Origin of the sequence: Nocardiopsis changdeensis (genome assembly GCF_018316655.1) — a bacterium.
In the GTDB taxonomy this organism is placed as follows: domain Bacteria; phylum Actinomycetota; class Actinomycetes; order Streptosporangiales; family Streptosporangiaceae; genus Nocardiopsis; species Nocardiopsis changdeensis.
Genome location: NZ_CP074133.1, coordinates 1,239,245 through 1,265,898 on the forward strand (window position 1 = coordinate 1,239,245; position 26,654 = coordinate 1,265,898).

Sequence of the window (26,654 nt, forward strand, 5' to 3'; positions counted from 1 at the left end):
GCCTGAGAGGCGTTGGCTGACAGGAAGGCCGCTGCCCCACCCCGGGTGTGCCGCCGAGGTCGGGGCGCGGGGGGTGGACCTGCGGCGTGAACGGGCGCGGGCCCGCACCCGGGAGGGTGCGGGCCCGCGCCGCGGACGGACCGGTCAGTCCCCGTCCCCGGAGCCCGACCGCTTCGGGGCGGGCCCGCCGGGGTCGTCGGCGCCCGCGGAGGCGGCCGCCTCGGCTCCCTCCGCCGGTTCGCGGCCCGGGGTGGGCAGGTTCATCTTCTTGATGAGGAACATGAACACGAAGTAGTAGAGGAAGAAGTACGCCACGCCCATCGCGAGGATGATCCACAGGCCCTGCGTATTGGACTTCGTGGCGTTGAGCAACAGGTCGATCAGGCCCGCCGAGAACCCGAAGCCCAACTGGGTGTCCAGGGCGTTGAGCACCGCCATCGAGATGCCGGTCAGCACGATGTGCACGCCGAACAGGACCGGGGCGATGAAGATGAACGCGAACTCGATCGGCTCGGTGATGCCGGTGACGAAGGCCGTCAGCGCCGCGGCGATCATGAGGCCGCCGATGTTGGTGCGCTGCGAGGGGTGGGCGCAGCGCCAGATCGCCAGCGCCGCACCCGGCAGGCCGAACATCAGCACCGGGAAGAAGCCCGACAGGAAGCCGCCCGCGTCCGGGTCCCCGGCCAGGTAGCGGCTGATCTCGCCCAGGTACACGTCGCCCGTCTCGGGGTCGGTGTAGGAGCCGAACACGAACCACACGACCGAGTTGACGATGTGGTGCAGTCCCAGCGGCAGCAGCAGGCGGTTGATCACGCCGTAGATCCCGGCCCCGACCGCGCCCAGCCCGATGATCCACTCGCCGAGGGAGTTGATCAGGGAGCCGATCAGCGGCCAGATGAGCCCGAACGCCACGGCCACCAGGATGCCCACGCCCGCCATGAGGATGGGGACGAAGCGGCGCCCGCCGAAGAAGCCCAGCCAGGTCGGGAGCTTGATCCGGTAGTAGCGCTGCCACAGCCACGCCGACAGGAGGCCGATGACGATGCCGCCGAGCACGTCGCTCGGGTTCTTGGCACCCCAGTTGACGATGAACTCGCCGCCCGATTCGAGGGTGACCCGCTCACCGACCTCGCTGCCGCCCTGGAAGAAGAGCAGCTTCGACACCCGGTCGAAGACGAGGTAGCCCACCACTGCGGCCAGGGCGGTCGACCCGTCGGCGCGCTTGGCGAACCCGATGGCGACGCCGACCGCGAACAGCAGCGGCATCGCCTGGAACAGGGAGTCGCCCGCGGCTCCCACCACGTCCGCGACCCGCTGCATCCAGGCCAGGCCGTTGATCGAGGCCAGGCCGTCGGCACCGAGCAGGTCGTTCTGCCCCAGCCGCAGGAGGATGGCCGCCGCGGGCAGGACCGCGATGGGCATCATCAGGCTGCGGCCGAAGCGCTGCAGGGTGGCCAGCGCGGAGGAGGAGCGTTTGGGGGTACCGGCCGCGGCTGCCGTGGCCGGTGTGTTGTCCGAACTCAAAGGGGGGGTCCTTCCCTCGGACCTGCGCCTTGTGGGCGCGGGGGTGGGTCAGTCGCCGTGCCGGCGCGGGTCCAGCCGCGAGTGCAGCTGGTAGCGGTCGGCGCGGTAGGTGGACAGGGCCAGTTCGACGCACTGTCCCTTGGTGAAGCTGCGGCGCTGCATCACCAGCACCGGGCTTCCAGCGGGCAGGCCCAGGAGGCGGGAGTCGGCCGAGTCGCAGATCCCGGCCTCGATGGTCTGTTCCCCGGAATCCAACAGGATGTCGTACTCGTTTTCCAGGACCTCGTACAGAGAGCGTTCGGCGAGGTCGAAGTCCTCGAGACCGGGGACCATGGCCGCGGGGATGTTGGAGCGCTCCACGGCCATGGGTTCGTCGTCGGCGGTGCGCATCCGCTCGATGTGGTGCACCAGGGTGCCCGGCTCGATGTCGAGCATGCGGGCGGTGTGCCCGCTGGCCGGGATGACCTGGCGGATGAGCTCGCGCGCCCCGGGCTCGTACCCGCGGGCGCGCATGTCCTCACTGAACGAGGCCAGGACCAGGGACATCTCGATCTTGGGACGTGCGATGAAGGTCCCCTTGCCGGGGACCCGGTACAGCCGCCCCTCCGAGACCATCAGGTCGATGGTCTGGCGGACGGTCATGCGGGAAAGACCGTAGGAGGCGCTCAGCTCCCGCTCTGAGGGGATCATGTCGTCCACGCCCAGTCCGGCCTCGGTGATCCAGTCCAGGAGCAGGTCGCGGAGTTGGACGTACTTCGGCAGCGGGTTGCTGGGGTCGATCGGCATGGGTGCGGGTGGCCTTCTCGGTCGGCGACGGGTCGGGGTGGTGCGGTGCGCTCCCGGTTCGGTGGTGGTCGGGTCTCCTGTGACGCGGTGGCTCCGTGAGCGCGGGATACATCCTCCTGTACCCCGGGTATCGGGACAATCCCGGAGCCACTGGTATAGTCCGGACTAGACCATAGCTCTGTCCGCGTGTCAATCCACCCAACGGCAGGCGGTTCGCACCACTTCACGGGAGTGCCGGGCACCCGGCACGAGCAGGGAAGGCCCTCATGACCACCACGACGAGCGTGATGCGCTCCGAGATCGCCGAGCAGCCCGACGCGCTGCGCCGCACCTTCGCGGAGCTGCTCCCGCTCCGTTCGGAGATCGCGGCCCTGGGACGCGCCACCAAGCACGTGCTCTTCATCGCCCGCGGTTCCTCCGACAACGCCGCGGTGTACGGGAGCTACCTCCTCCAGGCCCACGCCGGACGGCTGGCCACCCTGGGCTCGCCCTCCATCGCCACCGCCTACGGCTCCAAGATCGACCTGTCCGACGTCCTGGCCGTGGCCATCTCCCAGTCCGGCAAGACGGAGGAGATCGTCGAGACGATGCGCTGGGCCGCCGACTGCGGCGCCCGCACCGTGGGCGTCACCAACGGCGCCGACTCCCCGCTGGCCGCCGAGGCCGACGTCGCCCTGGTCACCCGGGCCGGGAACGAGGTCGCGGTGCCCGCCACCAAGACCTACAACACCCAGCTCGCCGCCCTCGCGGTGCTGGCCCTGGGCCTGGGCGCCGACCTGGACCCCGCCGACCTGGACCGGGTGCCCGACGCCATCGAGGAGACCCTCGCCGCGCCCACCGACTCCCTGGAGGAGATCGTCGAGCGCATGGTCGCGGTGCAGGGGGCGGTGATCTCCGGGCGCGGCATGGCCTTCTCCACCGCCCTGGAGGCCGCCCTCAAGCTGAAGGAGGCCTGCTACCTGCACGCCATGGGCCTGTCCTACGCCGACCTGCTGCACGGCCCGATCGCGGTCGTCGACCCGCGCACCCCGGCGCTGCTGGTGGCCGCCCCCGACGGCCCCACCCTCGCGGGCACGGTCGCCCTGGCCGAGCGGGCCCGCTCGGCCGGCGCCCCGGTGTTCGGCTTCGGCGGCGGGTCCGCCCTGGCCGCGGCCAGCGACCTGTCCGTCCCCGTCCCGGACGTGCCCGAGTGGGTCTCCCCGATGAACCTCATCGTCCCCGCCCAGCTCCTCACCGAGCGGCTGGCCCGGCGCCTGGGCTACAACCCGGACGTCCCCCGGGGCCTCAACAAGGTCACCCAGACGGCCTGAGCCGCGCCCGGGACCCGGTGCCTGGCGCCCCGGGTCCCGGAGCCCTAAGCTCCCCCCACGGGGACGTAGCGGTCCCCACGGCACAGCAGGAGGACGACACATGGCGGACAAGGCAGCGGCGATCGTCGCGGGTCTGGGCGGCGCGGGCAACATCGAGGACATCGAGGCGTGCATCACCCGCCTGCGCACCGAGGTCTCCGACGCGTCGCTGGTGGACGAGCAGGCCCTGAAGAACACCGGGGCGCACGGCGTCCTGATCTCCGGCAACGTCGTCCAGGTGGTCGTCGGCCCCGAGGCCGACTCCCTCACCGACGACATCCGGGACATCATCGACGGGTAGCGCGGGCGGCCGCGACGGCGGACACCGCGCCGGGCGACGGGTGGAACGCAGGCCCGTTTCCCGTCGGTCCGGATGAAATCCCCCTGACAGGGAAGAGAGCCCCCATGCCAGACCTCAACGGATCCCTCAGCGTGTCGTCCCCCGTCCGCGGCACCGCCCTCCCCCTGGAGACGGTGCCCGACCCGGTGTTCTCCCAGGGGATGGTGGGGCCCGGTGTCGCCGTCCACCCCGAGCCCGGCCAGGAGGGCGGGCAGGAGGGCACCCAGGAGGTCACCGCCCCCATCGACGGCACCCTCGTCAAACTGCACCCCCACGCCTTCGTGGTGATGGCGCCCGACCAGCGCCGGGGCGTGCTCGTCCACCTGGGCATCGACACGGTCAAACTCAAGGGCGAGGGGTTCACGCTCCTGCTCGGGGAGGGTGCCGAGGTGACGGCGGGCACGCCCGTCGTGCGCTGGTCTCCGGGGTCGGTGGCCGCGCGCGGGCTCCCCGCGGTGGTCCCGGTCGTCGCCCTGGACGCCGCGCCCGGCGACCTGGGATCCGTCGCCGAGGGCGGTGTGGACAACGGCGAGACCCTCTTCACCTGGGCCTGAACACCACGGCCGGTGCGCCGCGCCGCGCGTCGGTCGTGGTGTTCCGACCACCCCCGCCGAGGGGGTAGTCTCCGGCGGACCAGCGATCCGCCGGAGATGAAGTCCCACATGAGAAGCCCCGTCACCCGAGTCCTGGCCTGCGCGGGAATCGCCCTGCTCGCCCTCACGGCCTGCACCACGGCACCCCAGGAGGAGGACACCTCGCCACGCGAAGAACCGTCGCCGTCCGAGCCGCCCTTCGAGCCGGTCCTGGCCCCGCGCCTGCTCGCGGAGATGGACCTGGACGCCAAGATCGGCCAGCTCCTGGTGCTCACCGCCCAGGGCACGACGGCCGCCGACAACGCCGCCCAGATCGAGGCGTACCGCCCTGGCGGCATCATCTACTTCGACGCCAACCTCACCGGCGCCGCCCAGATCGCCGAGTTCTCCAACGGGGTCCAGGAGCTCTCCCCGACCCCGCTGTTCGTCGGCGTGGACCAGGAGCAGGGGCTCGTGGTGCGGCTGCCGGTCGGCACCCGCTTCCCCGACGCCATGGCCGTCGGCGCCACCCGCGACCCCGAGCTGGCGGCGCTACGCGCCACGACGACCGCCACCGAGCTGGCCGCCCTGGGGATCAACCTCAACTACGCGCCCGACGCCGACGTCAACACCGACCCGGCCAACCCGGTGATCGGCATCCGCTCGTTCGGCTCCGAGCCCGACCTGGTCTCCGAGATGGCGCTCGCCGAGGCCGACGCCTACGCCGGGCAGGGGATCGTCCCCGTCGTCAAGCACTTCCCGGGGCACGGCGACACCGACGTGGACAGCCACACCGGGCTGCCCGTCATCGACCTGCCGCGCGACCGGTGGGAGGCCGAGCACCTGCCGCCGTTCCGCGCCGCGGTCGAGGCGGGCGTGGACGCGGTCATGACCGCCCACGTGCTCATGCCGCAGCTGGACCCGGACGAGCCCGCCACCCTGTCGTCGGAGATCATCGGCGGCATCCTGCGCGACGAGCTCGGCTACGAGGGCGTGGTCACCACCGACGCCCTCAACATGGAGGGCGTGCGGCAGCGCCACTCCGACGGGGAGAACGCGGTCCTGGCCCTGGAGGCGGGCGTGGACCAGCTACTGATGCCGCCGGACCCCGCCGCCGCGGTCGCCGCGATCAAGGCGGCCGTCGAGGAGGGGCGCCTCACCGAGGAGCGCATCGACGAATCCGTGCTGCGCGTCCTCTCCCTCAAGGAGAAGCGCGGCATCCTGGAGGCGGACCCGGTCGATCCGGCGGCGGCCGAGGAGGCCGTGTCCGACCCGGAGCACGCCGAGGCCGCCCAGCGCGTGGCGGACGCCTCCGCCACCGTGCTGCGCAACACCGACGGGGTCCTCCCGCTCGCCCCCGGCGCCCGGGTGCGCGTCGAGGGCACCAATGCCGACCGGCTCGCCGCCGCGCTCACCGAGGCGGGGCTCGAAGTCGTCACCGGTGACGCCGACGCGGTGATCGTGGGCACCAACACGGCGCCGGTCGGACGCTCCACGGCGCCCACCGTCGCCGTGTCCCAGGGCGGACCGTATTCGCTGGCCTCCTCGGACGTGGACGGGTTCGTCGCCGTCTACTCCGCCGTCGACGCGTCCCTGGCGGCCGCCGCCCGGGTCATCGCGGGGGAGGTGGAGCCCACTGGGACGCTCCCGGTGTCGATCCCCGACACGGCCGAGTTCGGCGCGGGCCTGTCCTACTAGGGGCCGGGGCGAGCGATCGGGCGGAAGGGTTGAAACGGGCGGGGAACGGGAAGAACCGTTGCCCGCCCGATCCCGGGCATCCGAGGTCGGGTGATACGACGACACGGATGGAGGGGATCGGATGGACGGCATCCGCCGAGGAGTCATCTCCGACTGGGGAGGCGTGCTCACACCCCCGCTCCCGGACGGGATCCGGGCCTGGCTGGCCGCCGACCGGATCGACGCCGCGCACTACTACGAGGTCATGACCCCGTACTTCGACGGCAGCCTGGTCGACGACAACCCCGTGCACGCGCTGGAGCGCGGGGAGATCGACACCGCGCTCTTCGAGCGCGACCTGGCGTCGCTGCTGCGCTCCACCCACGGGGGACCGGTGATCGCCGAAGGCCTGATCGAGCGCATGTTCGCCTCCTTCGCCCCGGTTCACGACATGTACGAGGCGCTCCGCGACGCCCGCCGTTCGGGCGCGAGCACGGCGCTCCTGTCCAACTCGTGGGGGAACGGCTACCCGCGCGAGCACTTCGTCACCACCTTCGACGAGGTGGTCATCTCCGGCGAGGTGGGAATGCGCAAGCCGGAACCGCGCATCTACCTGCACACCTGCCAACGGATGGGGCTGCGGCCCCAGGAGTGCGTGTTCATCGACGACCTGGAGCACAACGTCCGTACGGCCGAGGAGCTCGGGATGACCGGCATCCTGCACACCGACGTGGCGACGACCACGCGCGAACTGCGGAGCTTCCTCACGGCGGACCGCGAAGCCGCCTGACGGGTGCGGCAGACTTCAGGGTGACCGTCCCACCTTCCGGAGAGCCGCGATGTACGTCTTCCTGCCCAGCACCCTCCCCGCCCTCGCGACCGTCCTCGACGAGGGGAGGGTCCGGGTGCCGGTGGCGTTCGCGGCGGACACCGACGACGAGGAGGCGGAGTACGAGGCGATGTACGCGGCCGCCGAGGAGTCGCTGCGCCTCCTGGCGCAGGACCCCGCGGCCCCCCGCCGCCGCGTCGTGCTCGTCGCGAACCTGGCCGACCACCTGGTCGAGGAGGAGGGGCGAGAGGGACCGGACGTGGTCCGCGTCCGCATCACCGGCGATTCGATCCCGTACAAGCGCCTGGCCTCCGCGCACATCGACGACGAGGCCGCCGCCCCGGACGTCGCCGCAGCGGTGGCCGACCCGGACTCCGGCGCCGCGGACGACCACGAGCTCATGTGGTACGCGCTCCAGGAGCTGCGCCACCTCCTCGCCTGATGCCGGGCGGAGTGGTTCATGACGGGGGCACGGTCCGCCGGCCCGCCGGGCCCGGCAGCCCGTTCGTCCGCGCGCTCCTCGCCCACCTCGAGTCCTGGCCGGGGGCGCCCCGCCACCTCGGCCTCGAGGACGGGGACGAGGTCCTGGAGTACCTGCCGGGGGCGGTGGCGGCGGCCCGCCTCCTGCGCGGGTTCCACGACCTCACCGAGGGGACACCGCTCGCGGCGGGTGCGGAAGCCGTCTGCCACAACGACATCGCGCCGAAGAACACGGTGTTCCGCGGGGGACGGCCGGTGGCCTTCATGGCGCACCTGTGCCGGCAGTTCCTCGGCCTGGGGCCGACTGCTGAGGCCGGGGCCTCGGCCCGCGCCATCGCGGCGGTTCGCGATGCCTACGGCCTGCCGGACCCGCAGGGTGCCCTGGTGGACCGCGTCCTCTGGTGGCAGACCCTCACCGCCGACGGCATTGAAGAGGGAGCCGCCCGGGGCGACGCCGCCCTCCGCGCGTTCGTGGAGCGCGGAGCCGTCGCCGAGGCCTGTGCCGCCCACCGTTGGGTCACCGCCCACCGGGAGACCTTGGCCGCCCCTTGAGCCCGCGCTCCGTACCTGCCACGCTGACTATCGAACGCGGGACGCCGCCCTCCTGGGAAGGTCTCGGAGAGATAACGCGCCGCGTTGTCCCAGGTCATTAACTGCAAGCCCCGCGCACGCGGGGATGGACCGGGGTTCTACGAGAACTTCCTCATGTCGGGCACGCAAGCCCCGCGCACGCGGGGATGGACCGCGGGAGAGGTTCCCCCTTCGGCTGCCGACCTGGCAAGCCCCGCGCACGCGGGGATGGACCGGCGGCCCCGGCAGCACCCCCGCACCTGATCCAGCAAGCCCCGCGCACGCGGGGATGGACCGCGAGCCCGCAGCTCCGTCACGGGGGCCCTGGCGCAAGCCCCGCGCACGCGGGGATGGACCGGCGGCCGTCCGCCGCGCCCGGGAGCGGGCCCCGCAAGCCCCGCGCACGCGGGGATGGACCGGGGTGGCCACCCCCCTGGCCAGTGGCCACCGCGCAAGCCCCGCGCACGCGGGGATGGACCGCTGAGGCGGCCGTGGACCTGGACGGTCACGGCGTCAGCCCCGCGCACGCGGGGATGGACCGATCGACGCCGCCGTCCCGTCCGTGCTCGCCCAGTCAGCCCCGCGCACGCGGGGATGGACCGACAGCTGGGCGTACACCATCGCCCCCCGGCTCGTCAGCCCCGCGCACGCGGGGATGGGCCGGTGTTGCGCTGGAGGTACTGGTCACGCACCCCGCAAGCCCCGCACACGCGGGGGTGGACCCGTCACGCTGTACCAGGTGGCGTTGCCGTCGGCGTCAACCCCGCGCACGCGGGGACGGGCCGGGACGGCTCTGCCGGACCGGGCAGCGGGGCGTTGGCGCCGCGCCGGCGGGGCCGTTCGGGTGGTCAGGTGGGGGAGGGGAGGTCGGCGAGGCGCTTGTGGAGGAGGGCGCGGTCGTCCTCCGGAAGGCGCACGCCGAGGCGGTCCAGCCACGGGTCGAGGTCTTCCGGCGCCAGCTCCCCGTGCCGGGTGGGGGAGCCCGGGGCGCGGAGGGTGACCGAGTCCTGGGTGAGGCTGGCGTGGATCCCGTCGGGGAGGAAGCCCGTCACCACCAGCATCCTGCGGAACACCGAGTCCGGGTGGGTCGCGACGAAGTGGTTCCCCGCGACCAGGTCCACCGGGTACACCTCCGACTCGTGGGTCACGTGCAGCGGCTCCCACCCCTGCCCCCGCTGCTTGCGCAGCTCCCAGCCCCGCGACCGCCCGCGGGCCACCCGGGCGAGGCCGAAGGTCATCCCGCCCCCGCTGCTCCGGGCCCCGTCCTCCATCGCGATCGGCCGCCGCATGCCCGAGCCGAACCCCGGGTCGGCCAGCAGCCGCCGGCCGTCCAGCACGACCTCGACCAGCAGGTGCGTCCGTGCATTCTCGCCTGCGGGGCCGACCGTGCCCAGCCGCCGGTGCACCTCGAAGCCCAGCCGCTCCAGGGCGGCCGCGAACAGCACCCCGTGCTCGAAGCAGTACCCTCCCCGCCCCCCGCCCAGGAACTTCTCCTGCACGCCCCGGACGTCGACCGCCGGGGACCGGCCCAGGAGCGCGTCCACGGTCTCGAAGGGGAACGCCCTGATGTGCGCCTCGTGCAGCCGGTCCAGGTACTCCCCGTCCGGCCGTTGTGCGGGCACCCCCAACCGGTCCAGGTAGGCCGTCAGGTCCAGGGCCTCGGTGCCCCATGAGGTCGTCATGGCGGATCTCCTCTCGTCACCCCGTTGCAGCGCGGGCGGATAACGGGGTGTTCCTGGAGGAACCCGGAGGAACGGCGCGGGAATATCTCAGGGGCGCAGGTCGCGTCGGAGTACCGTGCGGAGGTCGCCGGGCGGCCGACCGGTGATGCGTTCGACCGTGTCCGTGACGCGGTCCTCGGCACCCGAGGCGATGAGGCCGTCGAGCCGCACCAGCATCCGTGCCACCTCCACCGGCATCGCCGCCGCCAGCGCCCGCTCCACGTCGCCGGGTTCCAGTGACTCGTGCACGACCTCCCGCCCCGTCACCTCGCCGTAGATCGCGGCGACCTCGTCGTAGCCCAGCGCCTCGGGTCCGGTGAGGACCGGCTCCCGTTCGACCGGCTCCGCGCCGGTCAGCGCGTGCGCGGCGACCGCCGCGATGTCGCGGGCGTCGACGAACCCCACCCGTCCGCCCTCGGTGGCCGTCGCGATCGCCCCCTGCTCCCGGAACCCGGTCGCGTGCGGGTGGTCCCCCACGAAGTTCTGCATGAACCACGACGGCCGCAGCACCACCGCCTCGTCGAACACCTCCAGCACCATCCGCGCCACCCGCCCCACCACTGGTCCTCCGGTGGGAACGGCCGACGCGCCGAGCAGCACCGCCCGGCGCACGCCGCGGCGGTGCGCCCGCTCCAGGAACGGCCCCATGGCCTCGACCGGGTCCGCGTCCAGCGGCGGCGGCACCAGGTACACGCGGTCGACGCCGTCGAGGGCCGCGTCGTGGCCGCCCGGGTCGTACCAGTCGAACCTGACGCCCCGCCCCGGTCCCGGACGGCGGCTCGCCGCGACCACCTCCGCGCCGAGTCCGTCCAGCACGGGGATGAGCGCGCGGGCGGTCGTCCCCGTCGCCCCCGTCACGAGGACCTTCACGCGCCCACCCCCGCGGCCTGCGCCACCAGCGGGTCCCAGTAGTCGCGGTAGGAGGTGACCCGCCCCTGGGCCACCTCCAGTACGACCACGTACCGCTGCTCGTAGGGCGCGCCCGTCGCCCTGACCCGGGCGCTCAGGCCCATCTCGATGACGGCGCGGCCCGGGTCGGTCGTCTGATGGACCACCGTTTCCGGCTTCGCGCCGAACTCGAACAGCTCCGGGACGCCCGCCATGTACGCCAGCACCGCCTCCCGCCCGTCGAGCCGCCGGACCGCGCCCGGCGGCGCGAACGGGAACTCCATGACGGCGTCCTCGGCCACCAGGCCGGCCCAGCCGGCGGTGTCGCCCCGCCACAGCAGGTCCATCAGCTCGTGGAACACCGCTTCGGGTGTGCCCTGCTCCACGCCCATCCCGCTCCCCCCATAAAATCGGACCATCGGTCCGGATCAATATACGGACCGCCAGTCCGTTTAACAAGGGGGAAGTGTGGCCCGCGAGAACGAACGCGCCGACGCCGCGCGCAACCGGGCGGCCATCCTGGCCGCCGCGGACCGGCTCTTCGCCGAATCACCGCACGGCACCGCGGTGTCCATGGACGAGATCGCCGAGGCGGCCGGGGTCGGCAAGGGCACCCTGTTCCGCCGCTTCGGCGACCGCGCGGGCCTGGTGCGCGCCGTCTTCGACGCGCGCACCGCCTGGTTCCGCGAAGCGCTGGCCGCGGGCCCCGAACCGCTGGGCCCGGGCACCCCGCCCCGGGAACGGGTCTTCGGGATCATGGAGGCCCTGGTGCGGATCAAGCTCGACAACACCCACCTGACGCAGACCCTGGAGGAGGCGCCCGCCGGGCGCGGCGCCGAGCTCTTCGCCTCCGAGTCCTACCGCCTCGTCCACGGTCTCCTGGCCGACGCCGTCGCCCGCGCCGGCCAGGCGCCTCCGGCGCCGGACGCCGCGTGGACCGCGCACGTCCTGCTCGGCGCCGTCCGGGCCGACCTGGTGGGCCACCTCGTCGCCGCCGAGGGACTCACCCGGGGCCGGGCGCTGCGCGACGTGCGCGCACTGGTGGAGCGGCTCCTCGGACCGTGACCGGTTCGGCCCCGGTGTGGCCGGTCCCGGACGGGGTTCTCGACGGGAAACGCCCGTGCGGCACAATAGGGGGGTCCGACTGTCGTGCATCACCCGAGGAGTTCGCCATCAGCCGCCTGGTGCTATGGAACATCGACCTCACGCTCCTCGACGTCGGCCGGGTCATGCGGGCCGCCTACGCCGAGGCCTTCGAGAAGGTCACCGGTGAGCCCCTGGTCTACCTGACCTCGACCGCGGGCCGTACGGACTCGGAGATGTTCTTCGAGTTCTGCGCCCGCAACTACGTCGACATCGAGCCCGACGTCGACACCCTCGCCCAGTTCCTCGCGGCCCTGGAGGCCGCCTTCGAGACCCGCGCCGGGGAGTTGGCGGCCAAGGGGCGGGTGATGCCCGGGGCGGCGGCCTCGCTGGCGGCCGTGGCCTCGCTGCCCGACACCGTGCAGACGGTGGTCAGCGGCAGCCCCCGGACGGTGGCCACCGCCAAGCTGGTGGCCTTCGGCCTGGACCCCTACCTGAACCTGGCCATCGGCGGCTACGGGTCGGTCAACTACCCCAAGTCCACGCTCATCCAGTCCATCCGCCTGCACGCGGCGGAGGGCGGGATGATCCCCGACTCCAGTACCGTCCTGATCACCGACAACGTCTCCGACGTCCGGGCCGCCCTGATCGGCGGGGCCGTCCCGGTCGGGGTCCTCAACGGCCCCACGACGGAGGGGCAGCTGCGCGACGCGGGCGCGCAGGTCGTCCTGCCCGACCTCACCGACCCCCGCGCCGTGATGACCGCCGTCCATCAGGCGACCGATTCGACAACGGCTCGATAACGACACGTACGTCTCCGACCGGGTCGAGGTGAACCCTCGTGCACATCGCCACCGACCGTCGCAATCCGCTTCTTACAGTGTGTAACCGTGGTTTAACGGTGTTGCTCCTGCCCTCCGACGTGAAAAGCAGTAGCCTGTGTTCTTGGACGAGGCAGTGACAATGGGGTCTGAAGCCTCTTTCTTCCAGCCTGTGCGCACAGGTCACACCACCACCACACCGCTCCCGGGGTCCCGTGCGGCCCTGGGTGCTCACGTAAAATCACACATCAGCTCAGGGATTCACAGGGCACATGACCCGGTGATCCCACAGCGCTCGTGCGACGTTGCTCACAAAGGAGTGAGATAGACACATGTCCGGGCAATCCGACGGCACCCTCCAGCAGCTGCTCGCCGAAGCGGCGACCAAGTGGTCCCCCGGCCCGCGGCTCGGCGCCGACGAGGCCGAGGCCGTCCGCCGCTTCCTCCCGCTCTACTACCGGCACACCGACCCGGAGGAGATCGCGGGCCGCACCCCCGAACAGATCTGCGGCATGGCCGAGGCCCACCGCGCCTTCGGCGCTCAGCGCCGCCCCGGCCGCGCCAAGGTCCGCGTGCACACCCCGACCGTCGAGCGCGACGGCTGGGACTCCCGGACCAGCATCGTCGAGACCGTCACCGACAACGCGCCCTTCCTCGTCTCGTCCGTGACGATGGCCCTGCGCGAGCTCAACGCGGGCGTCCGCCTGATCATCCACCCCCAGATGACCGTGGGCCGCGACCTGGAGGGCGAACTCCGCCAGATCGACCCCGAGCTCGGCGGCGACGGCCTGCTGCCCGTCGACGAGTCCTGGATGCACATCGAGATCGACCGGCAGACCGACCCCGAGCGGATCAAGGAGATCACCGACCGGCTCGAGTCCGTCCTCAACGACGTCCGCTACGTGGACGAGGACGCCGCCAAGATGAGCGACCGGGCCATCCGGATCGCCGACGAGCTGGCCGCCTACCCCGACCGCCTGGTCGCCGGGGGCGTGGACGCCCGCGAGATCGGCGAGAGCGTCGACTTCCTGCGCTGGGTCGCCGGGCGCCACTTCACCTTCATGGGCTACCGCGAGTACACCCTGGTCACCGACGAGAACGGCGACGACGCCCTGCGCCCGGAGCCCGGCACCGGCCTGGGCATCATGCGCATGGACTCCCCGGCCTCCACCAGCTTCGCCGCCCTGCCCCCGGAGATCCGCGGCAAGGCCCGCGAGCCCTACATCCTGGTGCTCACCAAGGCCAACTCCCGCTCCACCGTCCACCGGCCCAAGTACCTGGACTACATCGGCGTCAAGAAGTTCGACGCCCAGGGCAACATCGTCGGCGAGCGCCGCTTCCTGGGGCTGTTCACCTCCCAGGCCACCAACACGGGCATCGCCCAGATCCCCATCCTCCGCCGCAAGCAGGCGGAGATCCTGGCCCTGGCCGGGTTCGAGGCCGACAGCTACGACGGCCGCGACCTCACCGAACTGCTGGAGACCTTCCCCCGCGAGGAGCTCCTCCAGATCCCCGTCGGCGAGCTGTACACCATCGTCCGCGGCGTCATGCGCCTGCGCGACCGCCGCGGCACCAAGCTGTTCATGCGCCGCGACCCCTACGGCGGCCGGTACATGTCCTGCTTCGTGTACATGCCGCGCGACGAGTACAGCACCCGCGTGCGCCTGGACATCCAGCAGGTGCTCGGCGAGGCCTTCCACGGCGCGACCATGGACCACAACGTCATGATCGGCGCCGCCCCGCTGGCCCGCCTCTACCTGGTGGCGCGCGCCCGCCACGGCGAGACCCTGGCCGACATCGACCAGCTCGCCCTGGAGGAGAAGGTCCGCCGGGCCGCCCGCTCCTGGGACACCGACCTCGACGACGCCCTCACCGACGCCTTCGGCCCGGACCGCGCCACCGAGTACAAGGAGCGGTACGGCTCCGGCCTCTCCGAGGCCTACAAGGTCGACAACCAGCCCGAGGTCGCCGCGCGCGACATCGGCGCCCTGGAGGAGCTGCTCGCCCGCACCGCGCCCGACGAGCGGCGGGGCGCGTTCTCCGCCAGCCTCTACCGGCACCCCGACGACGACGCCTGGCGCTTCCGCGTCCACCGCGTCGGCAAGCCCATCTCGCTCTCCCGGATCCTGCCGGTCCTGGAGCACCTGGGCGTCGAGGTGGTCGACGAGTGGCCCTACGACATCGACGTCCAGGGCGTGGGCCGGGTCTGGATCTACGACTTCGGCCTGGGCCCCGTCACCGCGGCCGACCTGCCCGACGAGCGGCTCAAGAAGCTGTTCGAGGACGCCTTCGACGCCTCCTGGCGCGGCCTGGGCGAGTCCGACCGGTTCAACACCCTGGTGGTCCGCGCCGGGCTGGACTGGCGCCAGCTCACCGTGCTGCGCGCCTACGCCAAGTACCTGCGCCAGGCCGGGTCCACCTTCACCCCCGACTTCCTGGCCGACATCCTGGCCGCCAACGTCGGGATCACCGGCCTGCTCGTCGACCTGTTCCAGACCCGCTTCGACCCGGACCAGCCCGACGAGGGCCGGACCGAGCGCACCGAGGCCCTGGTCCGCAAGATCGAGGGCGAGCTGGACTCGGTGGCCAGCCTGGACCACGACCGCGTGCTGCGGTCCTTCCTGGCCGTCATCAGGGCCACGCTGCGCACCAACCACTACCAGGGCAACCCCTACCTGGTGCTCAAGCTCGACCCGCAGAGCATCCCGGACCTGCCCCAGCCCCGGCCCAAGCTGGAGATGTACGTCTACTCGCCGCGCGTCGAGGGCGTCCACCTGCGCTTCGGCCGGGTCGCCCGCGGCGGCCTGCGCTGGTCGGACCGGCTGGAGGACTTCCGCACCGAGGTCCTGGGCCTGGTCAAGGCGCAGATGGTGAAGAACTCGGTGATCGTCCCCAGCGGCGCCAAGGGCGGCTTCGTCTGCAAGCGCCTGCCCGAGGGCGGCACCCGCGAGCAGGTCATGGCCGAGGTCGTCGCCTGCTACAAGGACTTCATCAGCGGCCTGCTCGACGTCACCGACAACCTGGTCGACGGCGCCGTCGTCCACCCCGAGCGCACCGTCCTGCACGACGGCGACGACTCCTACCTGGTGGTGGCGGCCGACAAGGGCACCGCGACGTTCTCCGACACCGCCAACGAGATCTCCAAGGGGCGCGGCTTCTGGCTGGGCGACGCCTTCGCCTCCGGCGGCTCGGTCGGCTACGACCACAAGGCCATGGGCATCACCGCCCGCGGCGCCTGGGAGTCGGTCAAGTACCACTTCCGGGAGATGGGCGTCGACGTCCAGAGCGAGCCCTTCACCGCGGTCGGCATCGGCGACATGTCCGGTGACGTGTTCGGCAACGGCATGCTGCTGTCGCAGCAGATCAAGCTGGTCGCCGCGTTCGACCACCGGCACGTGTTCCTCGACCCGGACCCGGACCCGCACACCTCCTGGGTGGAGCGCAAGCGGCTCTTCGAGCTGCCGCGCAGCAACTGGGAGGACTACGACCCGGCGCTGATCTCCGAGGGCGGCGGCGTCTATCCGCGCTCGGCCAAGTCCGTCCCGGTCAGCGCGCAGGTCCGCGCGGCCCTGGGCATCGAGGACGACGTCACGGCGCTGACCCCCGACGAGCTGATCCGCCGGGTCCTCACCTCCCCGGTGGACCTGCTGTGGAACGGCGGCATCGGCACCTACGTCAAGGCCGCCTCCCAGACCCACGCCGAGGTCGGGGACAAGGCCAACGACCAGGTCCGCGTCGACGCCACCGAGCTGCGCGTCAAGGTCGTGGGCGAGGGCGGCAACCTGGGCCTGACCCAGCCCGCCCGCATCGAGTTCGCCCGCGAGGGCGGCCGGGTCAACACCGACTTCATCGACAACTCGGCCGGCGTGGACACCTCCGACCACGAGGTGAACATCAAGATCATGCTCGACCGGGAGGTGCGCGACGGCTCCCTGGACGCCGACGAGCGCGACCGCCTGTTCATCGACATGACCGACGAGGTCGCCGAGCTGGTCCTGGACAACAACTACGCGCAGAACACGGTGCTGGCCGCCGCCCGCAAGCAGGCCCACCAGATGCTGCACGTCCACGGCCGCTACATGCGCCACCTGGAGCGCACCAAGGTCCTCAAGCGCAAGCTGGAGGACCTGCCCTCCGACAAGGCGATCGCGGAGCGGCGCGCCGCGGGCCAGGGCCTGACCGGCCCGGAGTTCGCGACGCTCCTCTCCTACACCAAGATCAGCCTCAAGGACCAGATCGGCCTGTCCGACCTGGCGCAGGACCCGTACCTGGCCGACACCCTGGTCGGGTACTTCCCGACGCCGCTGCGCACGGAGCGGTTCGCGCGGGCGGTGGCCACCCACCCGCTGCGCCGGGAGATCATCGTCAACCAGGTGGTCAACCAGATGGTCAACCGCTCCGGGCTGACCTTCGCCTTCCGCCTCAACGAGGAGCTGGGCTCCAGCGCCGCGGACATCGCCCGCGCCTACCTGGTCGTCCAGGAGGTGCTGCGCCTCCAGGAGTTCTGGGGCGGGGTGGAGGAGCTGGACCACCGCATCTCGGTGGACGGCCAGCTCACCCTGCTGCTGGAGACCCGCAAGCTGGCCGAGCGCTCGGCCCGGTGGCTGCTGCGCAACCGCACCTTCCCGTTCGACATCCGCACCGAGATCGGGTTCTTCTCCGAGGGCGTGGGCGGGGTCCTGGGCCGGCTGGTGGGCCTGCTGCGCGGCCGCGACCGCGAGGCGTTCACCGAGCGCCGCGACCGGTACATCGGCCAGGGCGTCCCGGCCGAGCTGGCCGAGCGGGTCGCGGCCATGGTGCCCGCCTACTCCACCCTGGACCTGGTGGAGATCGCGCACCGCACCGGCCGGCCGGTGGAGAAGGTCGCCGAGCTGTACTTCGAGCTGGCCGACCGGCTCAACATCAGCTGGTGGCGGGAGCGGATCATCGACCTGCCGCGCGACGACCGGTGGGGCACGATGGCGCGCGGCGCGCTGCGCGACGACCTGTACGAGGCGCACGCGGCCCTCACCGGCCGGGTGCTGGAGTCGGGCACGCCGGACGACTCGGTCGAGGCGCTGATGCTCTCCTGGTTCGAGCAGAACCGCGAGGCCGTCCAGCGGGCGGGGATCACCCTGTCCGAGATCCAGGAGAACGAGCGGTTCGACCTGGCCACCCTGTCGGTGGCGCTGCGGTCCTTCCGCTCCCTGGTCGACGACTGACCCCCGTGCCCGCCCCTCGGGGCGGGCCGCGGGGTGACCGGGGCCGTCCGCAAGGGCGGCCCCGGCCGTGTTCGCCGGTGGCGGTCCCCGCGGGGCGGGGGCCTACACTGGGGTCCGTGGCAGAACTGGACCCAGCAGAGAAGATCAAGGACCTCGCGGCGACCCTGGCGAGCGTCACCGCCGTCTTGGACCTGGAGGCGATGAGCACCCGGATCGAGGAGCTGCGCGAGCAGTCCGCCGACCCGGAGCTGTGGGCCGACCAGGGCAACGCGCAGAAGGTGACGCGCGAGCTCTCCAGCCTGGAGTCCATGGTCAACAAGATCGAGGGCATCGGCCGGCGGCTCGACGACCTGGGCGTGCTCTACGAACTGGCCGAGGCCGAAGAGGACGCCGACACCAGGGCCGAGGCCGACCGCGAGCTGGAGCAGCTCCGCAAGGAGATCGGTGAGCTGGAGGTGCGCACCCTCCTCAACGGCCCGCACGACGAGCACGAGGCCCTCGTCACCATCAACTCCCAGGCGGGCGGCGTGGACGCCGCGGACTGGGCGCAGATGCTCCAGCGCATGTACCTGCGCTGGGCCGAGCGGCACGGCTACCCCACGGAGATCTACGAGACCTCCTACGCGGAGGAGGCGGGCATCAAGTCCACCTCGTTCGCGGTCAAGGCGCCGTTCGCCTACGGCACCCTGCGCGGCGAGCACGGCACCCACCGCCTGGTCCGCATCTCCCCGTTCGACAACCAGAACCGGCGCCAGACCTCCTTCGCCGGCGTGGACGTCGTCCCCGTGGTGGAGCAGAGCGACCACATCGACATCGACGAGACCGAGCTGCGCATCGACGTGTACCGCTCCTCGGGTCCCGGCGGCCAGGGCGTCAACACCACCGACTCGGCGGTGCGCATCACCCACCTGCCCACCGGGATCGTGGTGTCCTGCCAGAACGAGCGGTCCCAGCTCCAGAACAAGGCGACCGCGATGACGATGCTCCAGGCCAAGCTGCTGGCGCGCAAGCGCGAGGAGGAGCAGGCGGCGCTGGACGACATCCGCGGCGAGTCGGTGAGCAGCTGGGGCACCCAGATGCGCAACTACGTCCTCCAGCCCTACCAGAGCGTCAAGGACGTGCGGACCGGCATGGAGACGGGCAACACCGCTGCGGTGCTGGACGGCGAGATCGACGAGTTCATCGACGCCGAGATCCGCTGGATGCGCAGCCGGGAGCGGTCCGAGGACGCCTGACCCCACGACACGCCGACCGGCCGGGCGGCCCGCGCGGGACCGGGGACCCCTCCCCGGGGCGTGCGGGCCCCGGCCGTTCCGGTCTCGTGGAGGACGGGGTATCGGACCCCGGCGCGGCCGCGGGGACCGGGGACCTTCTCCCTGTAATATCCGGGGTCCGGCCGCACGGAGCGACCGCGGTGACACCCTGGGTGTCGGTGCGGATGCTACGGGTGAGCATATTGGGAAGAATGCGCAGGTTGTATCCCAATGGTGATGCTCACGACTCCGCGGTTTTACCGAAACGGCTATATGTGAACGTTATCATCGGTTGACGCCTCCGATATGCTCGGGGCTGTTGTCCGATAGTGTGCGGAATCTTCGGGTGCGACGCGGCCTGGACGATCCGGGTCGTTCCCCCCTCTACACTGTCGGTTGGCCATGCGGCCGGTACGATCCCCGCACGGAGTCCTCTCCGCGTCGGGTACCCATACCTTCGAGAACCTTGTGATGCGCCTGTGATCCACTTCGACAACGTCACCAAGGTCTATCCGACCCAGAAACGCCCCGCGCTCGACGGCGTTTCCATTGACGTAGACAAGGGCGAGTTCGTCTTCCTCGTCGGCCCGTCCGGCTCCGGCAAGTCGACCTTCCTCCGCCTGGTCCTCAAGGAGGAGAAGCCCGACAAGGGCCGCGTGCACGTGGCCGGCAAGGACCTCGCGCGCCTGTCCAACTGGAAGGTGCCGCACCTGCGCCGCCGCATCGGCTGCGTCTTCCAGGACTTCCGCCTGCTGCCGAACAAGAACGTCTTCGAGAACGTCGCGTTCGCCCTGGAGGTCATCGGCAAGCCCCGCAGGTTCATCCGCAAGGTCGTCCCCGAGGTCGTCGAGCTCGTCGGCCTGGAGGGCAAGGCCGGACGCATGCCCAACGAACTGTCCGGTGGCGAGCAGCAGCGCGTCGCGATCGCCCGCGCGTTCGTCAACCGCCCGCAGATCCTGCTGGCCGACGAGCCCACCGGCAACATCGACCCCGCGACCTCGATCGGCATCATGAAGGTCCTGGACCGGATCAACCGCACGGGTACCACCGTCGTCATGGCGACCCACGACGCCGCCATCGTCGACTCGATGCGCAAGCGCGTGATCGAGCTTGAAGAGGGCCTCGTGGTGCGCGACCAGTCGCGCGGCGTCTACGGCCAGGCGTACTGACCTTCTGGCGCGCCCGGCGCCGGGCGTCCCACCCCGCCGAGGACCCGACCGGCGCGGCGAACCACCCAAGGATGGACCTTTAACAGATCATGCGAGCACAATTCGTTCTCTCCGAGACGTGGATCGGCCTGCGTCGGAACCTGACGATGACGATCGCCGTCATCACCACGGTCGCCATCTCCCTCGCCCTCTTCGGCGCGGGCCTGCTGGTCAACCAGCAGGTGTCCGAGATGCGCAACTACTGGGACGAGCGGATCACGCTCACCATCTACATGTGCAACGAGATCTCGCCGACCCCCGTCTGTCAGGAGAACGGGCCCGCGACCGACGAGGACCGCGCCGCGCTCCAGGACAAGCTGGAGGGCATGGAGCAGGTCCAGGACGTCACCTACCTGACGGCCGCCGAGGCGTGGCAGGACTTCCAGGAGCGCCTGGGCGCCTCCAACGAGGCCCTGGCCGCCGCCGCGCAGGAGGGCGACATCCCGGACAACTTCCGGGTGCAGCTCACCAACCCGGAGTACTACGACACCGTGCGGGCCGCCGTCGAGGGCAGCCCCGGCGTCGACTCCATCTCCAACGACCAGCGGGTCCTGGAGCAGTTCTTCGGCCTGCTGGACGGGCTCAAGTGGTCCGCGCTGCTGGTCGCCGGCGTGCAGCTGGCCGCGGCCGCGCTGCTGATCGGCAACACCATCCGCCTGTCGGCCTACAGCCGCCGCCGCGAGACCGGGATCATGCGCCTGGTCGGCGCCTCCAACTTCTACATCCAGCTGCCCTTCCTCCTGGAGGGCGCGATCGCCGGCCTCGTCGGCGGCCTCATCGCCTCCGGGTTCATCGTGGCCACCCGGTTCACGCTGCTGACCCGCGTGGAGGAATGGTTCCAGTTCGACATCGCACTGGGCACCGGCGCGCTCATGTACGTGATCGGTGTATCGATGATCCTCGGTGTGCTGCTGTGCACCGTCACCTCGTTCCTCACCCTGCGCCGGTACCTCAAGGTCTGACGCGGGCCGTCGGGGACGGACACGACCGAACCGGGGGGCCTCGTGCCCCCCGGGCGTATTGAAGGGACACCCCAAGTGGCACGGGAAACCGGGCGCAAACTCATCGCGCAGAACCGGCGCGCCCGGCACGAATACCACATCGACGAGACCTACGAGGCGGGCATCGTCCTCACCGGTACCGAGGTGAAGTCGCTCCGAGAGGGCCGGGCGTCCATCGTCGACGGGTTCGCGCACATCGGCGACGGCGAGGTGTGGCTGGAGCACGTGCACATCCCCGAGTACTCACAGGGCACCTGGACCAACCACGCGTCCCGCCGATCGCGTAAGCTACTCCTGCATCGCGCGCAGATCTCGCGGCTCATCGGCAAGACCCGGGAGCCCGGCTACACGCTGATCCCGCTGGCGCTGTACTTCAGTGACGGTCGGGTCAAGGTCGAGATCGCTCTGGCACGCGGTAAGCGCGAATACGACAAGCGTCAGGACATCGCCGAACGCGAGGCGAAGCGGGACATGGAACGCGCGCTCCGCCAACGCAACCGATGAGGCGCCCGAAAGGAACACACACGGTGTCCCCCCGTCCCCACGGCCGCAGGACCGCGGCCGCCGGCAGCGCCCTGATCCTCGCTGCCACCCTGGCCGCCTGTACTCCCGACCCCAGCCCCGAGGTGGCGGTCAGGTCCTTCCTGCTCGCCTGGCAGAGCGGTGAGCACGCGGAGGCGGCCCGGTACACAGACGGCGACCCGGAGGAGGTCGAGCGCGCCCTCACGGACATGAAGGAGCAGCTCGACCTCGCCTCCCTGCGCTTCGGGCTCGGCCCGATCTCCCGGGAGAAGGACAGCGCCACCGCCGAGTTCTCGGCCCACGCCGACCTCGGCATGGGCGACCCCACCTGGGACTACACCGGTCGGATGCCGCTCACCTGGGGCCCCGACGGCTGGAAGATCACCTGGTCCTCCGGGGTCCTGCACCCCGAGCTGAACCCCGAGGAGCGCCTCGCGGTCAGCTACGAGGCCCAGGAGCGCGGGCAGATCCTCGACAGCCAGGGCCGGCCCCTGGTCGCCGCCGACCGGGTCAGCGCCTTCGGCGTGGTGCCGGCCGAGATGGAGGACAAGGAGGCCGGGGTCACCGAGCTGGCCCGCCTCCTCGACGAGGACCCCGACCGCCTGCTCAACCGCGTGCGCTCCGCGCCGCCCGAGCAGTTCCAGCCGCTGGTGCTCATGCGCAACTCCAGCGTGGACGGGGCGCTGCTGGCCGACGTCCGCGAGATCTCCGGCGCGGACGTGCAGGAGGTGGAGATCAACCTGACCCCGGCCGCGGCGCCGTTCGTGGTCGGCGAGGTCGCCGGCACCGCCGAGCACCGGGTCTCCTCCCGGGTCCCGGGCACCTACCAGGCCGGCGACACCGTGGGCCTGAGCGGACTGCAGAACATCTACCAGCACGAGCTGGCGGGCTCGGCGACCACCCAGGTCGTCACCCTGGACGCCGACGGGCAGGTCACCGGGGTCCTGGAGTCCTGGGAGGGCGAGCAGAGCGGCGGCGTCGACACCACGCTCGACACCGACGTGCAGCGGGCCGCCGAGCACGCGCTCACCGGGATGCCCGGCGACGCCTACCTGGTGGCCGTGGCCCCCGGCACCGGCGAGATCCTGGCCGCCGCCAACGCCTCCGGCAACACCGGCGACGACAACGCCTTCACCGGGTCCTACAAGCCCGGCGGGACCTTCGGTGTGATCGCCGCGCTGGCCGCCCTGGAGACGGGCGCCGCCACCCCGACCAGCGAGGTGCCCTGCGGGCCCAGCGTCGAGATCGGCGGGCAGACCTTCACCAACCCGAGCCAGGGCTCGCTCAGCTTCGACCCCAGCCTGGTCCGCAACATCGCGTTCGGCTGCAACGTCGGGTTCGCCGCCCTGGGCGAGGAGGTCGGCGCCGAGGCGCTGGCCGCGACCGCGCAGGAGCTCGGCGTCGGGGCGAACTGGCAGCTGCCGGTCCCCTCCTCGCCGGGCGAGGTCGAGATCGGCGGCGGCGAGGTCGAGACGGCCTCGGCGATGATCGGCGAACACGGGGTGCGGGTCAGCCCGCTGACCATGGCCCTGGTCGCCGGTGCCGTCGCCGACGGCTCCTGGCACCCGCCGCAGCTGGTGCGCGACGAGGCCGCCGCCGGGGCCACCGCCCTGGACGCGACCGGCCTGGAGGTGGTCCGCCAGGGGCTGCGCGAGGCCGTCGTCCAGCGCATGCCCGAGCTGACCATGGGGGTCGGCGAGGGCGAGGTGCACGGCCAGGCCGCGCGCACCGAGCAGGGCGACACCGCGCTGCACTGGTTCGTCGGCTACCAGGGGGACGTGGCGTTCGCGGTGCTGGCCGAGGTGGACCCGGCCCAGACGCAGTGGTCGCAGTACGCGGTCACCGCGGCCCAGTCGTTCCTGTCGGGCATGGCCAACGGGGTCCCGGAGACCACCACCGGGGTCCCCGACACCACCACCGAGGCTCCGCTGACGGAGGCCGATCTGACGGCCACCGAGGAGACCGGCTGGTAATCCGGTCGTACATACCATGCCCTGATGGGGCAAAACGGGCGGCCCTTCCGCAACCTTCGGGAGGGCCGCCCGCGTCTTTCCGGATACCTGGCACCGCGACAGGGGGTAGCGGGCCAGCGTGGAGGCAGGACCTCATCTCGGGGGAGATCCTGCCGGTTTCCAACGGTCGGCCCGACCCTGCCGACCGGCCCCCGCGGGAGAGCGTCGACCACTCTGAGTCCGCCCCGCGGGGGTTTCTCCCTGTTCGAAACCGGTCCGCGTCGGCGGGAATCAGCTTGGCCCCCGCGGCGTTGACCCGGTAGAGTGACGAACGAGCCGAAGGACCACGGTCCGGACGCTCGTTGCGGGCACCGCGGGCCACGGCCGGCGGAGCCTTGACAACTGCACAGGGGGTGATCGGTTTCGACTTCGGTCGGCGTTTCAGGGGAAGCGGGTCGAGGGTTGTGTTTGTGACCTCGTTAATCCTGCATTCACGCTAAACACAAGTGCCAATTCCAAGCGCACTGAGTTCGCTCTCGCTGCCTAAGCGATAGCGACTCTGTCGGTCCGGGCTCGTCATCGGCCCGGGTACCGGCATCAGCCAGATGACTCACCGCGCGGATCAGGCCACAGGGCCCGCGCGGGACATTTCAGTGGCTGGGCCCGTCAGCGATGTGTCTGTACAAGCGCTGGGGCCGAGTAGAACGACACTACAGACTGCACCCGGAGAAGCTCTGGTGCGTCATCGAAGGACGCGGGTTCGATTCCCGCCACCTCCACTCCACGACGACCCTGCTCGGGGGCCTACGGCCGCCTCGCAGGGTCGTTTCGGCATGTCCGCCGGGGGGAGACCCCCCGAACCCCCCGAGGCACCCCCCTGTGGCGGGGCCGCGGGGAACGGTTCCGTGGGCGGTACGTGCTCTCACATCGTGACGCGGGCTGTGCCCGCTTTCGGGCGACTCCGCTTGGAGCCTTCGGCTCCTTGCGGGGTCGCCCTTTGTCGTGTCCACCGGGGGGATCGGTCCGGTGGGCGGTGCGTGCTCTCACATCGTGACGCGGGCTGTGCCCGCTTTCGGGCAGCTCTGCTCGGAGCCTTCGGCTCCTTGCGGGGTCGCCCTTTGTCGTGTCCGCCGGGGGGATCGGTCCGGTGGGCGGTGGGTGCTCTCACGTTGTGAGGCGGGCTGTGCCCGCTTTCGGGCGGCTCCGCTTGCGGGGTCGCCTTTTTTGTTCGGGCGGGGTGAGTTGTTCCGGGTGCGATAGGGTTGGCAGGCCTAAAAGATTCTGGCTGGTGTGGTTATTCCAGCCCTCGGTTCTCCTGAGATGCAGTCGCGCCCGTCGGCGCGAACCCGAGGCGCCCCATCCTTCTACGGAGTGGACGGCGGCGCTGAGGTGTACGCATCGAGGCGTCGTCGTCCCGGACAAGGGATCGACGATGAACAAGAAGAGCGCTCTTCTCTCTCAGGTCATCATGACCTTCATCATGGCCGCGACCATGTCGGGCATCATGGGCCTCATCTTCACCGGGCCGACCATGGAGTGGTTGACCGGGTGGCCCCGGCAGTTCGCCATCGCGTGGCCGATCGCGTTCGCCCTGACCATGGGCGCCTGGCCCGTTTCGATGGCGCTCGCCGGGAGGATCCTCCGCGGCCGCGGAGGTGAGGCCTCCGAAACGGCCTGACACGTGCGCGGCCCGGGCCCGGCGGGCCCGGGCCGCGGCTGGTCGTGGGGCGGGCTCCGGCGGCATGATGGGGGTCCGCGCCCTGCTCCTGCGTTCGTCGGTGGGAGGGGAGTGGGGATGCGGTCTCGGCGGGGGTTCCTGGTCGGAGGCGGGGTCGCGGCCGCGGCCGCGGTGGTGGGGGGCGGCGCCGCGGTGCGGTGGGCGTCCAGGAGCCCGCGGGAGCGGCTGGCGGACCTGGTGCCCGAGGGGCCCGAGGTCAGTGTGGTCGCGGCGGACGGCGAGCCCCTGGTGGCGGTGGGGATGGACACCGCGCGGGACGTGTGCTCGGTGACCAAGCAGTTCACCGCGGCCGGCGTCCTGCGGCTGGAGATGGACGGGGAGCTGTCCGTCGGGGACCCGGTGGGCGCTTTCCTGCCCGGCGCGTCGGGGCGGCTGGGGGAGGTCGACCTGCACCGGCTCCTGACGCACACCGGTGGGCTCCCGGAGGCGCTGGGCGACGACTACGAGCCGCTCGGGCGGGAGGAGTTCGTGGCGGCGGCGGTGGCCGCCGAGCCGGTGGAGGGCTACCTGTACTCCAACGTCGGCTACGGGCTGCTGGCGGCGGTCATCGAGGTGGTGGCCGGGTCGTACGAGGGTTTCCTGGCGGAGACCCTGTTCGGGCCCGCGGGCATGACGCGGACCGGGTACGTGCTGCCGGACTGGGACGACGCCGGGGTCGCGGTGGAGTACGACGCCCGGGGGGACTCCTTGGGGCGGCCGTACGAGCGGCCGTGGGCGGACGACGGGCCGTACTGGAACCTGCGGGGCAACGGCGGGATGCTGTCCACCGCGCGCGACATGCTGGCCTGGCACCGGGCCCTGGCCGGGGGCGCGGTGCTGTCGGAGCGGGCCCTGGAGCGGATGTTCACGCCGCACGTGGCGGAGGACGCCCTGGGGACCTCGCACTACGGGTACGGCTGGGTGATCCTCGAGGTCGGGGGCCGGAGGGCGGCCTGGCACAACGGGGGGAACGGCGCGGCCTACGCGGAGCTGCTGCACGTGCCCGGCGGGCCGATGGCGTTCTGGGCGACCGGGGCGGTCTCCCGGGAGGGGGAGTGGGACCTGGAGGACGCCGATGTGGCGGTCCGGATGGGCGAGGTCCTGCTGGGAGGGTGAATCGGCGCGGCGACATAGGTTGTATTCCTAACTAGGTAGGTCTA

General features: G+C 71.7%; 22 protein-coding genes and 1 other RNA gene. 18 read left to right on the forward strand and 5 right to left on the reverse strand.

Annotated features, from left to right (window positions below):
• Positions 1 to 144: 144 nt before the first annotated feature.
• Both KGD84_RS05820 and KGD84_RS05825 read right to left on the reverse strand, forming a co-directional pair.
• Positions 145 to 1,524, reverse strand: coding sequence for a PTS transporter subunit EIIC (locus KGD84_RS05820; protein WP_220565068.1), 1,380 nt, complete (start codon positions 1,522 to 1,524; stop codon positions 145 to 147).
• Positions 1,525 to 1,572: 48 nt separating this feature from the next.
• Complete coding sequence (locus KGD84_RS05825) at positions 1,573 to 2,310, reverse strand: GntR family transcriptional regulator (protein WP_220565069.1); 738 nt, start codon at positions 2,308 to 2,310, stop codon at positions 1,573 to 1,575.
• Positions 2,311 to 2,576: 266 nt separating this feature from the next.
• Here KGD84_RS05825 and KGD84_RS05830 point away from each other — a divergent pair, with 266 nt between their 5' ends.
• The 7 genes from KGD84_RS05830 to KGD84_RS05860 all read left to right on the forward strand — a co-directional run bounded on the left by KGD84_RS05830 (position 2,577) and on the right by KGD84_RS05860 (position 8,109).
• Complete coding sequence (locus tag KGD84_RS05830) at positions 2,577 to 3,620, forward strand: SIS domain-containing protein (RefSeq protein WP_220565070.1); 1,044 nt, start codon at positions 2,577 to 2,579, stop codon at positions 3,618 to 3,620.
• 100 nt (positions 3,621 to 3,720) lie between these two features.
• Positions 3,721 to 3,960, forward strand: a complete 240-nt coding sequence (locus KGD84_RS05835) for a PTS sugar transporter subunit IIB (RefSeq protein ID WP_220565071.1) — start codon at positions 3,721 to 3,723, stop codon at positions 3,958 to 3,960.
• Positions 3,961 to 4,064: 104 nt separating this feature from the next.
• Positions 4,065 to 4,553, forward strand: a complete 489-nt coding sequence (locus KGD84_RS05840) for a PTS sugar transporter subunit IIA (protein ID WP_220565072.1) — start codon at positions 4,065 to 4,067, stop codon at positions 4,551 to 4,553.
• A gap of 108 nt (positions 4,554 to 4,661) precedes the next feature.
• Positions 4,662 to 6,269, forward strand: a complete 1,608-nt coding sequence (locus KGD84_RS05845; protein WP_220565073.1) for a glycoside hydrolase family 3 protein — start codon at positions 4,662 to 4,664, stop codon at positions 6,267 to 6,269.
• Positions 6,270 to 6,390: 121 nt separating this feature from the next.
• Positions 6,391 to 7,038 carry an HAD family hydrolase gene (locus KGD84_RS05850; RefSeq protein WP_220565074.1) on the forward strand — a complete coding sequence of 216 codons (648 nt, stop codon included), beginning with the start codon at positions 6,391 to 6,393 and terminating at the stop codon, positions 7,036 to 7,038.
• Positions 7,039 to 7,087: 49 nt separating this feature from the next.
• Positions 7,088 to 7,519 carry a DUF6912 family protein gene (locus KGD84_RS05855; RefSeq protein WP_220565075.1) on the forward strand — a complete coding sequence of 144 codons (432 nt, stop codon included), beginning with the start codon at positions 7,088 to 7,090 and terminating at the stop codon, positions 7,517 to 7,519.
• A gap of 11 nt (positions 7,520 to 7,530) precedes the next feature.
• Positions 7,531 to 8,109, forward strand: coding sequence for a trifolitoxin immunity protein (locus KGD84_RS05860; RefSeq protein WP_220565076.1), 579 nt, complete (start codon positions 7,531 to 7,533; stop codon positions 8,107 to 8,109).
• A gap of 866 nt (positions 8,110 to 8,975) precedes the next feature.
• Here KGD84_RS05860 and KGD84_RS05865 read toward each other — a convergent pair.
• The 3 genes from KGD84_RS05865 to KGD84_RS05875 form a co-directional block, all read right to left on the reverse strand.
• Positions 8,976 to 9,809, reverse strand: a complete 834-nt coding sequence (locus tag KGD84_RS05865) for an arylamine N-acetyltransferase family protein (protein WP_220565077.1) — start codon at positions 9,807 to 9,809, stop codon at positions 8,976 to 8,978.
• An 87-nt stretch (positions 9,810 to 9,896) separates the two neighbouring features.
• The gene (locus KGD84_RS05870) at positions 9,897 to 10,718 is read right to left on the reverse strand and encodes a Rossmann-fold NAD(P)-binding domain-containing protein (protein WP_220565078.1); all 822 of its coding nucleotides are present in this window, start codon (positions 10,716 to 10,718) and stop codon (positions 9,897 to 9,899) included.
• Positions 10,715 to 11,128 carry a nuclear transport factor 2 family protein gene (locus KGD84_RS05875; protein WP_220565079.1) on the reverse strand — a complete coding sequence of 138 codons (414 nt, stop codon included), beginning with the start codon at positions 11,126 to 11,128 and terminating at the stop codon, positions 10,715 to 10,717. Before KGD84_RS05875 ends, KGD84_RS05870 begins: the two co-directional genes overlap by 4 nt.
• Before the next feature lie 76 nt (positions 11,129 to 11,204).
• Between KGD84_RS05875 and KGD84_RS05880 the strand changes: the two genes are divergently transcribed.
• From KGD84_RS05880 to KGD84_RS05930, 11 genes are all read left to right on the forward strand, one after another.
• Positions 11,205 to 11,801: a TetR/AcrR family transcriptional regulator gene (locus KGD84_RS05880; RefSeq protein WP_220565080.1), complete on the forward strand. Its 597-nt coding sequence runs from the start codon at positions 11,205 to 11,207 to the stop codon at positions 11,799 to 11,801.
• Between the two features lie 119 nt (positions 11,802 to 11,920).
• Positions 11,921 to 12,622, forward strand: a complete 702-nt coding sequence (locus KGD84_RS05885; RefSeq protein WP_220565081.1) for an HAD family hydrolase — start codon at positions 11,921 to 11,923, stop codon at positions 12,620 to 12,622.
• 350 nt (positions 12,623 to 12,972) lie between these two features.
• A complete protein-coding gene (locus KGD84_RS05890) occupies positions 12,973 to 17,841 on the forward strand; it encodes an NAD-glutamate dehydrogenase (RefSeq protein WP_220565082.1) in 4,869 nt (1,622 codons plus the stop codon).
• Positions 17,842 to 17,957: 116 nt separating this feature from the next.
• The gene (prfB, locus tag KGD84_RS05895) at positions 17,958 to 19,076 is read left to right on the forward strand and encodes a peptide chain release factor 2 (protein ID WP_220565083.1); all 1,119 of its coding nucleotides are present in this window, start codon (positions 17,958 to 17,960) and stop codon (positions 19,074 to 19,076) included.
• A gap of 497 nt (positions 19,077 to 19,573) precedes the next feature.
• Positions 19,574 to 20,263: a cell division ATP-binding protein FtsE gene (gene ftsE, locus KGD84_RS05900; protein ID WP_220565084.1), complete on the forward strand. Its 690-nt coding sequence runs from the start codon at positions 19,574 to 19,576 to the stop codon at positions 20,261 to 20,263.
• Positions 20,264 to 20,352: 89 nt separating this feature from the next.
• Complete coding sequence (gene ftsX, locus KGD84_RS05905) at positions 20,353 to 21,264, forward strand: permease-like cell division protein FtsX (protein WP_220565085.1); 912 nt, start codon at positions 20,353 to 20,355, stop codon at positions 21,262 to 21,264.
• Between the two features lie 75 nt (positions 21,265 to 21,339).
• On the forward strand, positions 21,340 to 21,807 hold the full coding sequence (gene smpB, locus KGD84_RS05910; RefSeq protein ID WP_073384230.1) for an SsrA-binding protein SmpB: 468 nt from the start codon (positions 21,340 to 21,342) through the stop codon (positions 21,805 to 21,807).
• Between the two features lie 23 nt (positions 21,808 to 21,830).
• On the forward strand, positions 21,831 to 23,798 hold the full coding sequence (locus KGD84_RS05915) for a penicillin-binding transpeptidase domain-containing protein (RefSeq protein ID WP_220565086.1): 1,968 nt from the start codon (positions 21,831 to 21,833) through the stop codon (positions 23,796 to 23,798).
• 388 nt (positions 23,799 to 24,186) lie between these two features.
• Positions 24,187 to 24,559, forward strand: a transfer-messenger RNA (tmRNA) gene (ssrA, locus tag KGD84_RS05920).
• 650 nt (positions 24,560 to 25,209) lie between these two features.
• Complete coding sequence (locus KGD84_RS05925) at positions 25,210 to 25,455, forward strand: DUF2798 domain-containing protein (protein WP_220565087.1); 246 nt, start codon at positions 25,210 to 25,212, stop codon at positions 25,453 to 25,455.
• A 117-nt stretch (positions 25,456 to 25,572) separates the two neighbouring features.
• Positions 25,573 to 26,610, forward strand: a complete 1,038-nt coding sequence (locus KGD84_RS05930; protein ID WP_260697191.1) for a serine hydrolase domain-containing protein — start codon at positions 25,573 to 25,575, stop codon at positions 26,608 to 26,610.
• Positions 26,611 to 26,654 lie beyond the last annotated feature (44 nt).

Excerpts from the sequence above, each read along its gene's own strand:
- KGD84_RS05825 (WP_220565069.1), bottom strand. The coding sequence starts at position 2,310 with ATGCCGATCGACCCCAGCAACCCGCTGCCGAAGTACGTCCAACTCCGC.
- KGD84_RS05830 (WP_220565070.1), top strand. The coding sequence starts at position 2,577 with ATGACCACCACGACGAGCGTGATGCGCTCCGAGATCGCCGAGCAGCCC.
- KGD84_RS05835 (WP_220565071.1), top strand. The coding sequence starts at position 3,721 with ATGGCGGACAAGGCAGCGGCGATCGTCGCGGGTCTGGGCGGCGCGGGC.
- KGD84_RS05840 (WP_220565072.1), top strand. The coding sequence starts at position 4,065 with ATGCCAGACCTCAACGGATCCCTCAGCGTGTCGTCCCCCGTCCGCGGC.
- KGD84_RS05845 (WP_220565073.1), top strand. The coding sequence starts at position 4,662 with ATGAGAAGCCCCGTCACCCGAGTCCTGGCCTGCGCGGGAATCGCCCTG.
- KGD84_RS05850 (WP_220565074.1), top strand. The coding sequence starts at position 6,391 with ATGGACGGCATCCGCCGAGGAGTCATCTCCGACTGGGGAGGCGTGCTC.
- KGD84_RS05855 (WP_220565075.1), top strand. The coding sequence starts at position 7,088 with ATGTACGTCTTCCTGCCCAGCACCCTCCCCGCCCTCGCGACCGTCCTC.
- KGD84_RS05865 (WP_220565077.1), bottom strand. The coding sequence starts at position 9,809 with ATGACGACCTCATGGGGCACCGAGGCCCTGGACCTGACGGCCTACCTG.
- KGD84_RS05875 (WP_220565079.1), bottom strand. The coding sequence starts at position 11,128 with ATGGGCGTGGAGCAGGGCACACCCGAAGCGGTGTTCCACGAGCTGATG.
- KGD84_RS05890 (WP_220565082.1), top strand. The coding sequence starts at position 12,973 with ATGTCCGGGCAATCCGACGGCACCCTCCAGCAGCTGCTCGCCGAAGCG.
- ftsX (WP_220565085.1), top strand. The coding sequence starts at position 20,353 with ATGCGAGCACAATTCGTTCTCTCCGAGACGTGGATCGGCCTGCGTCGG.
- KGD84_RS05925 (WP_220565087.1), top strand. The coding sequence starts at position 25,210 with ATGAACAAGAAGAGCGCTCTTCTCTCTCAGGTCATCATGACCTTCATC.
- KGD84_RS05930 (WP_260697191.1), top strand. The coding sequence starts at position 25,573 with ATGCGGTCTCGGCGGGGGTTCCTGGTCGGAGGCGGGGTCGCGGCCGCG.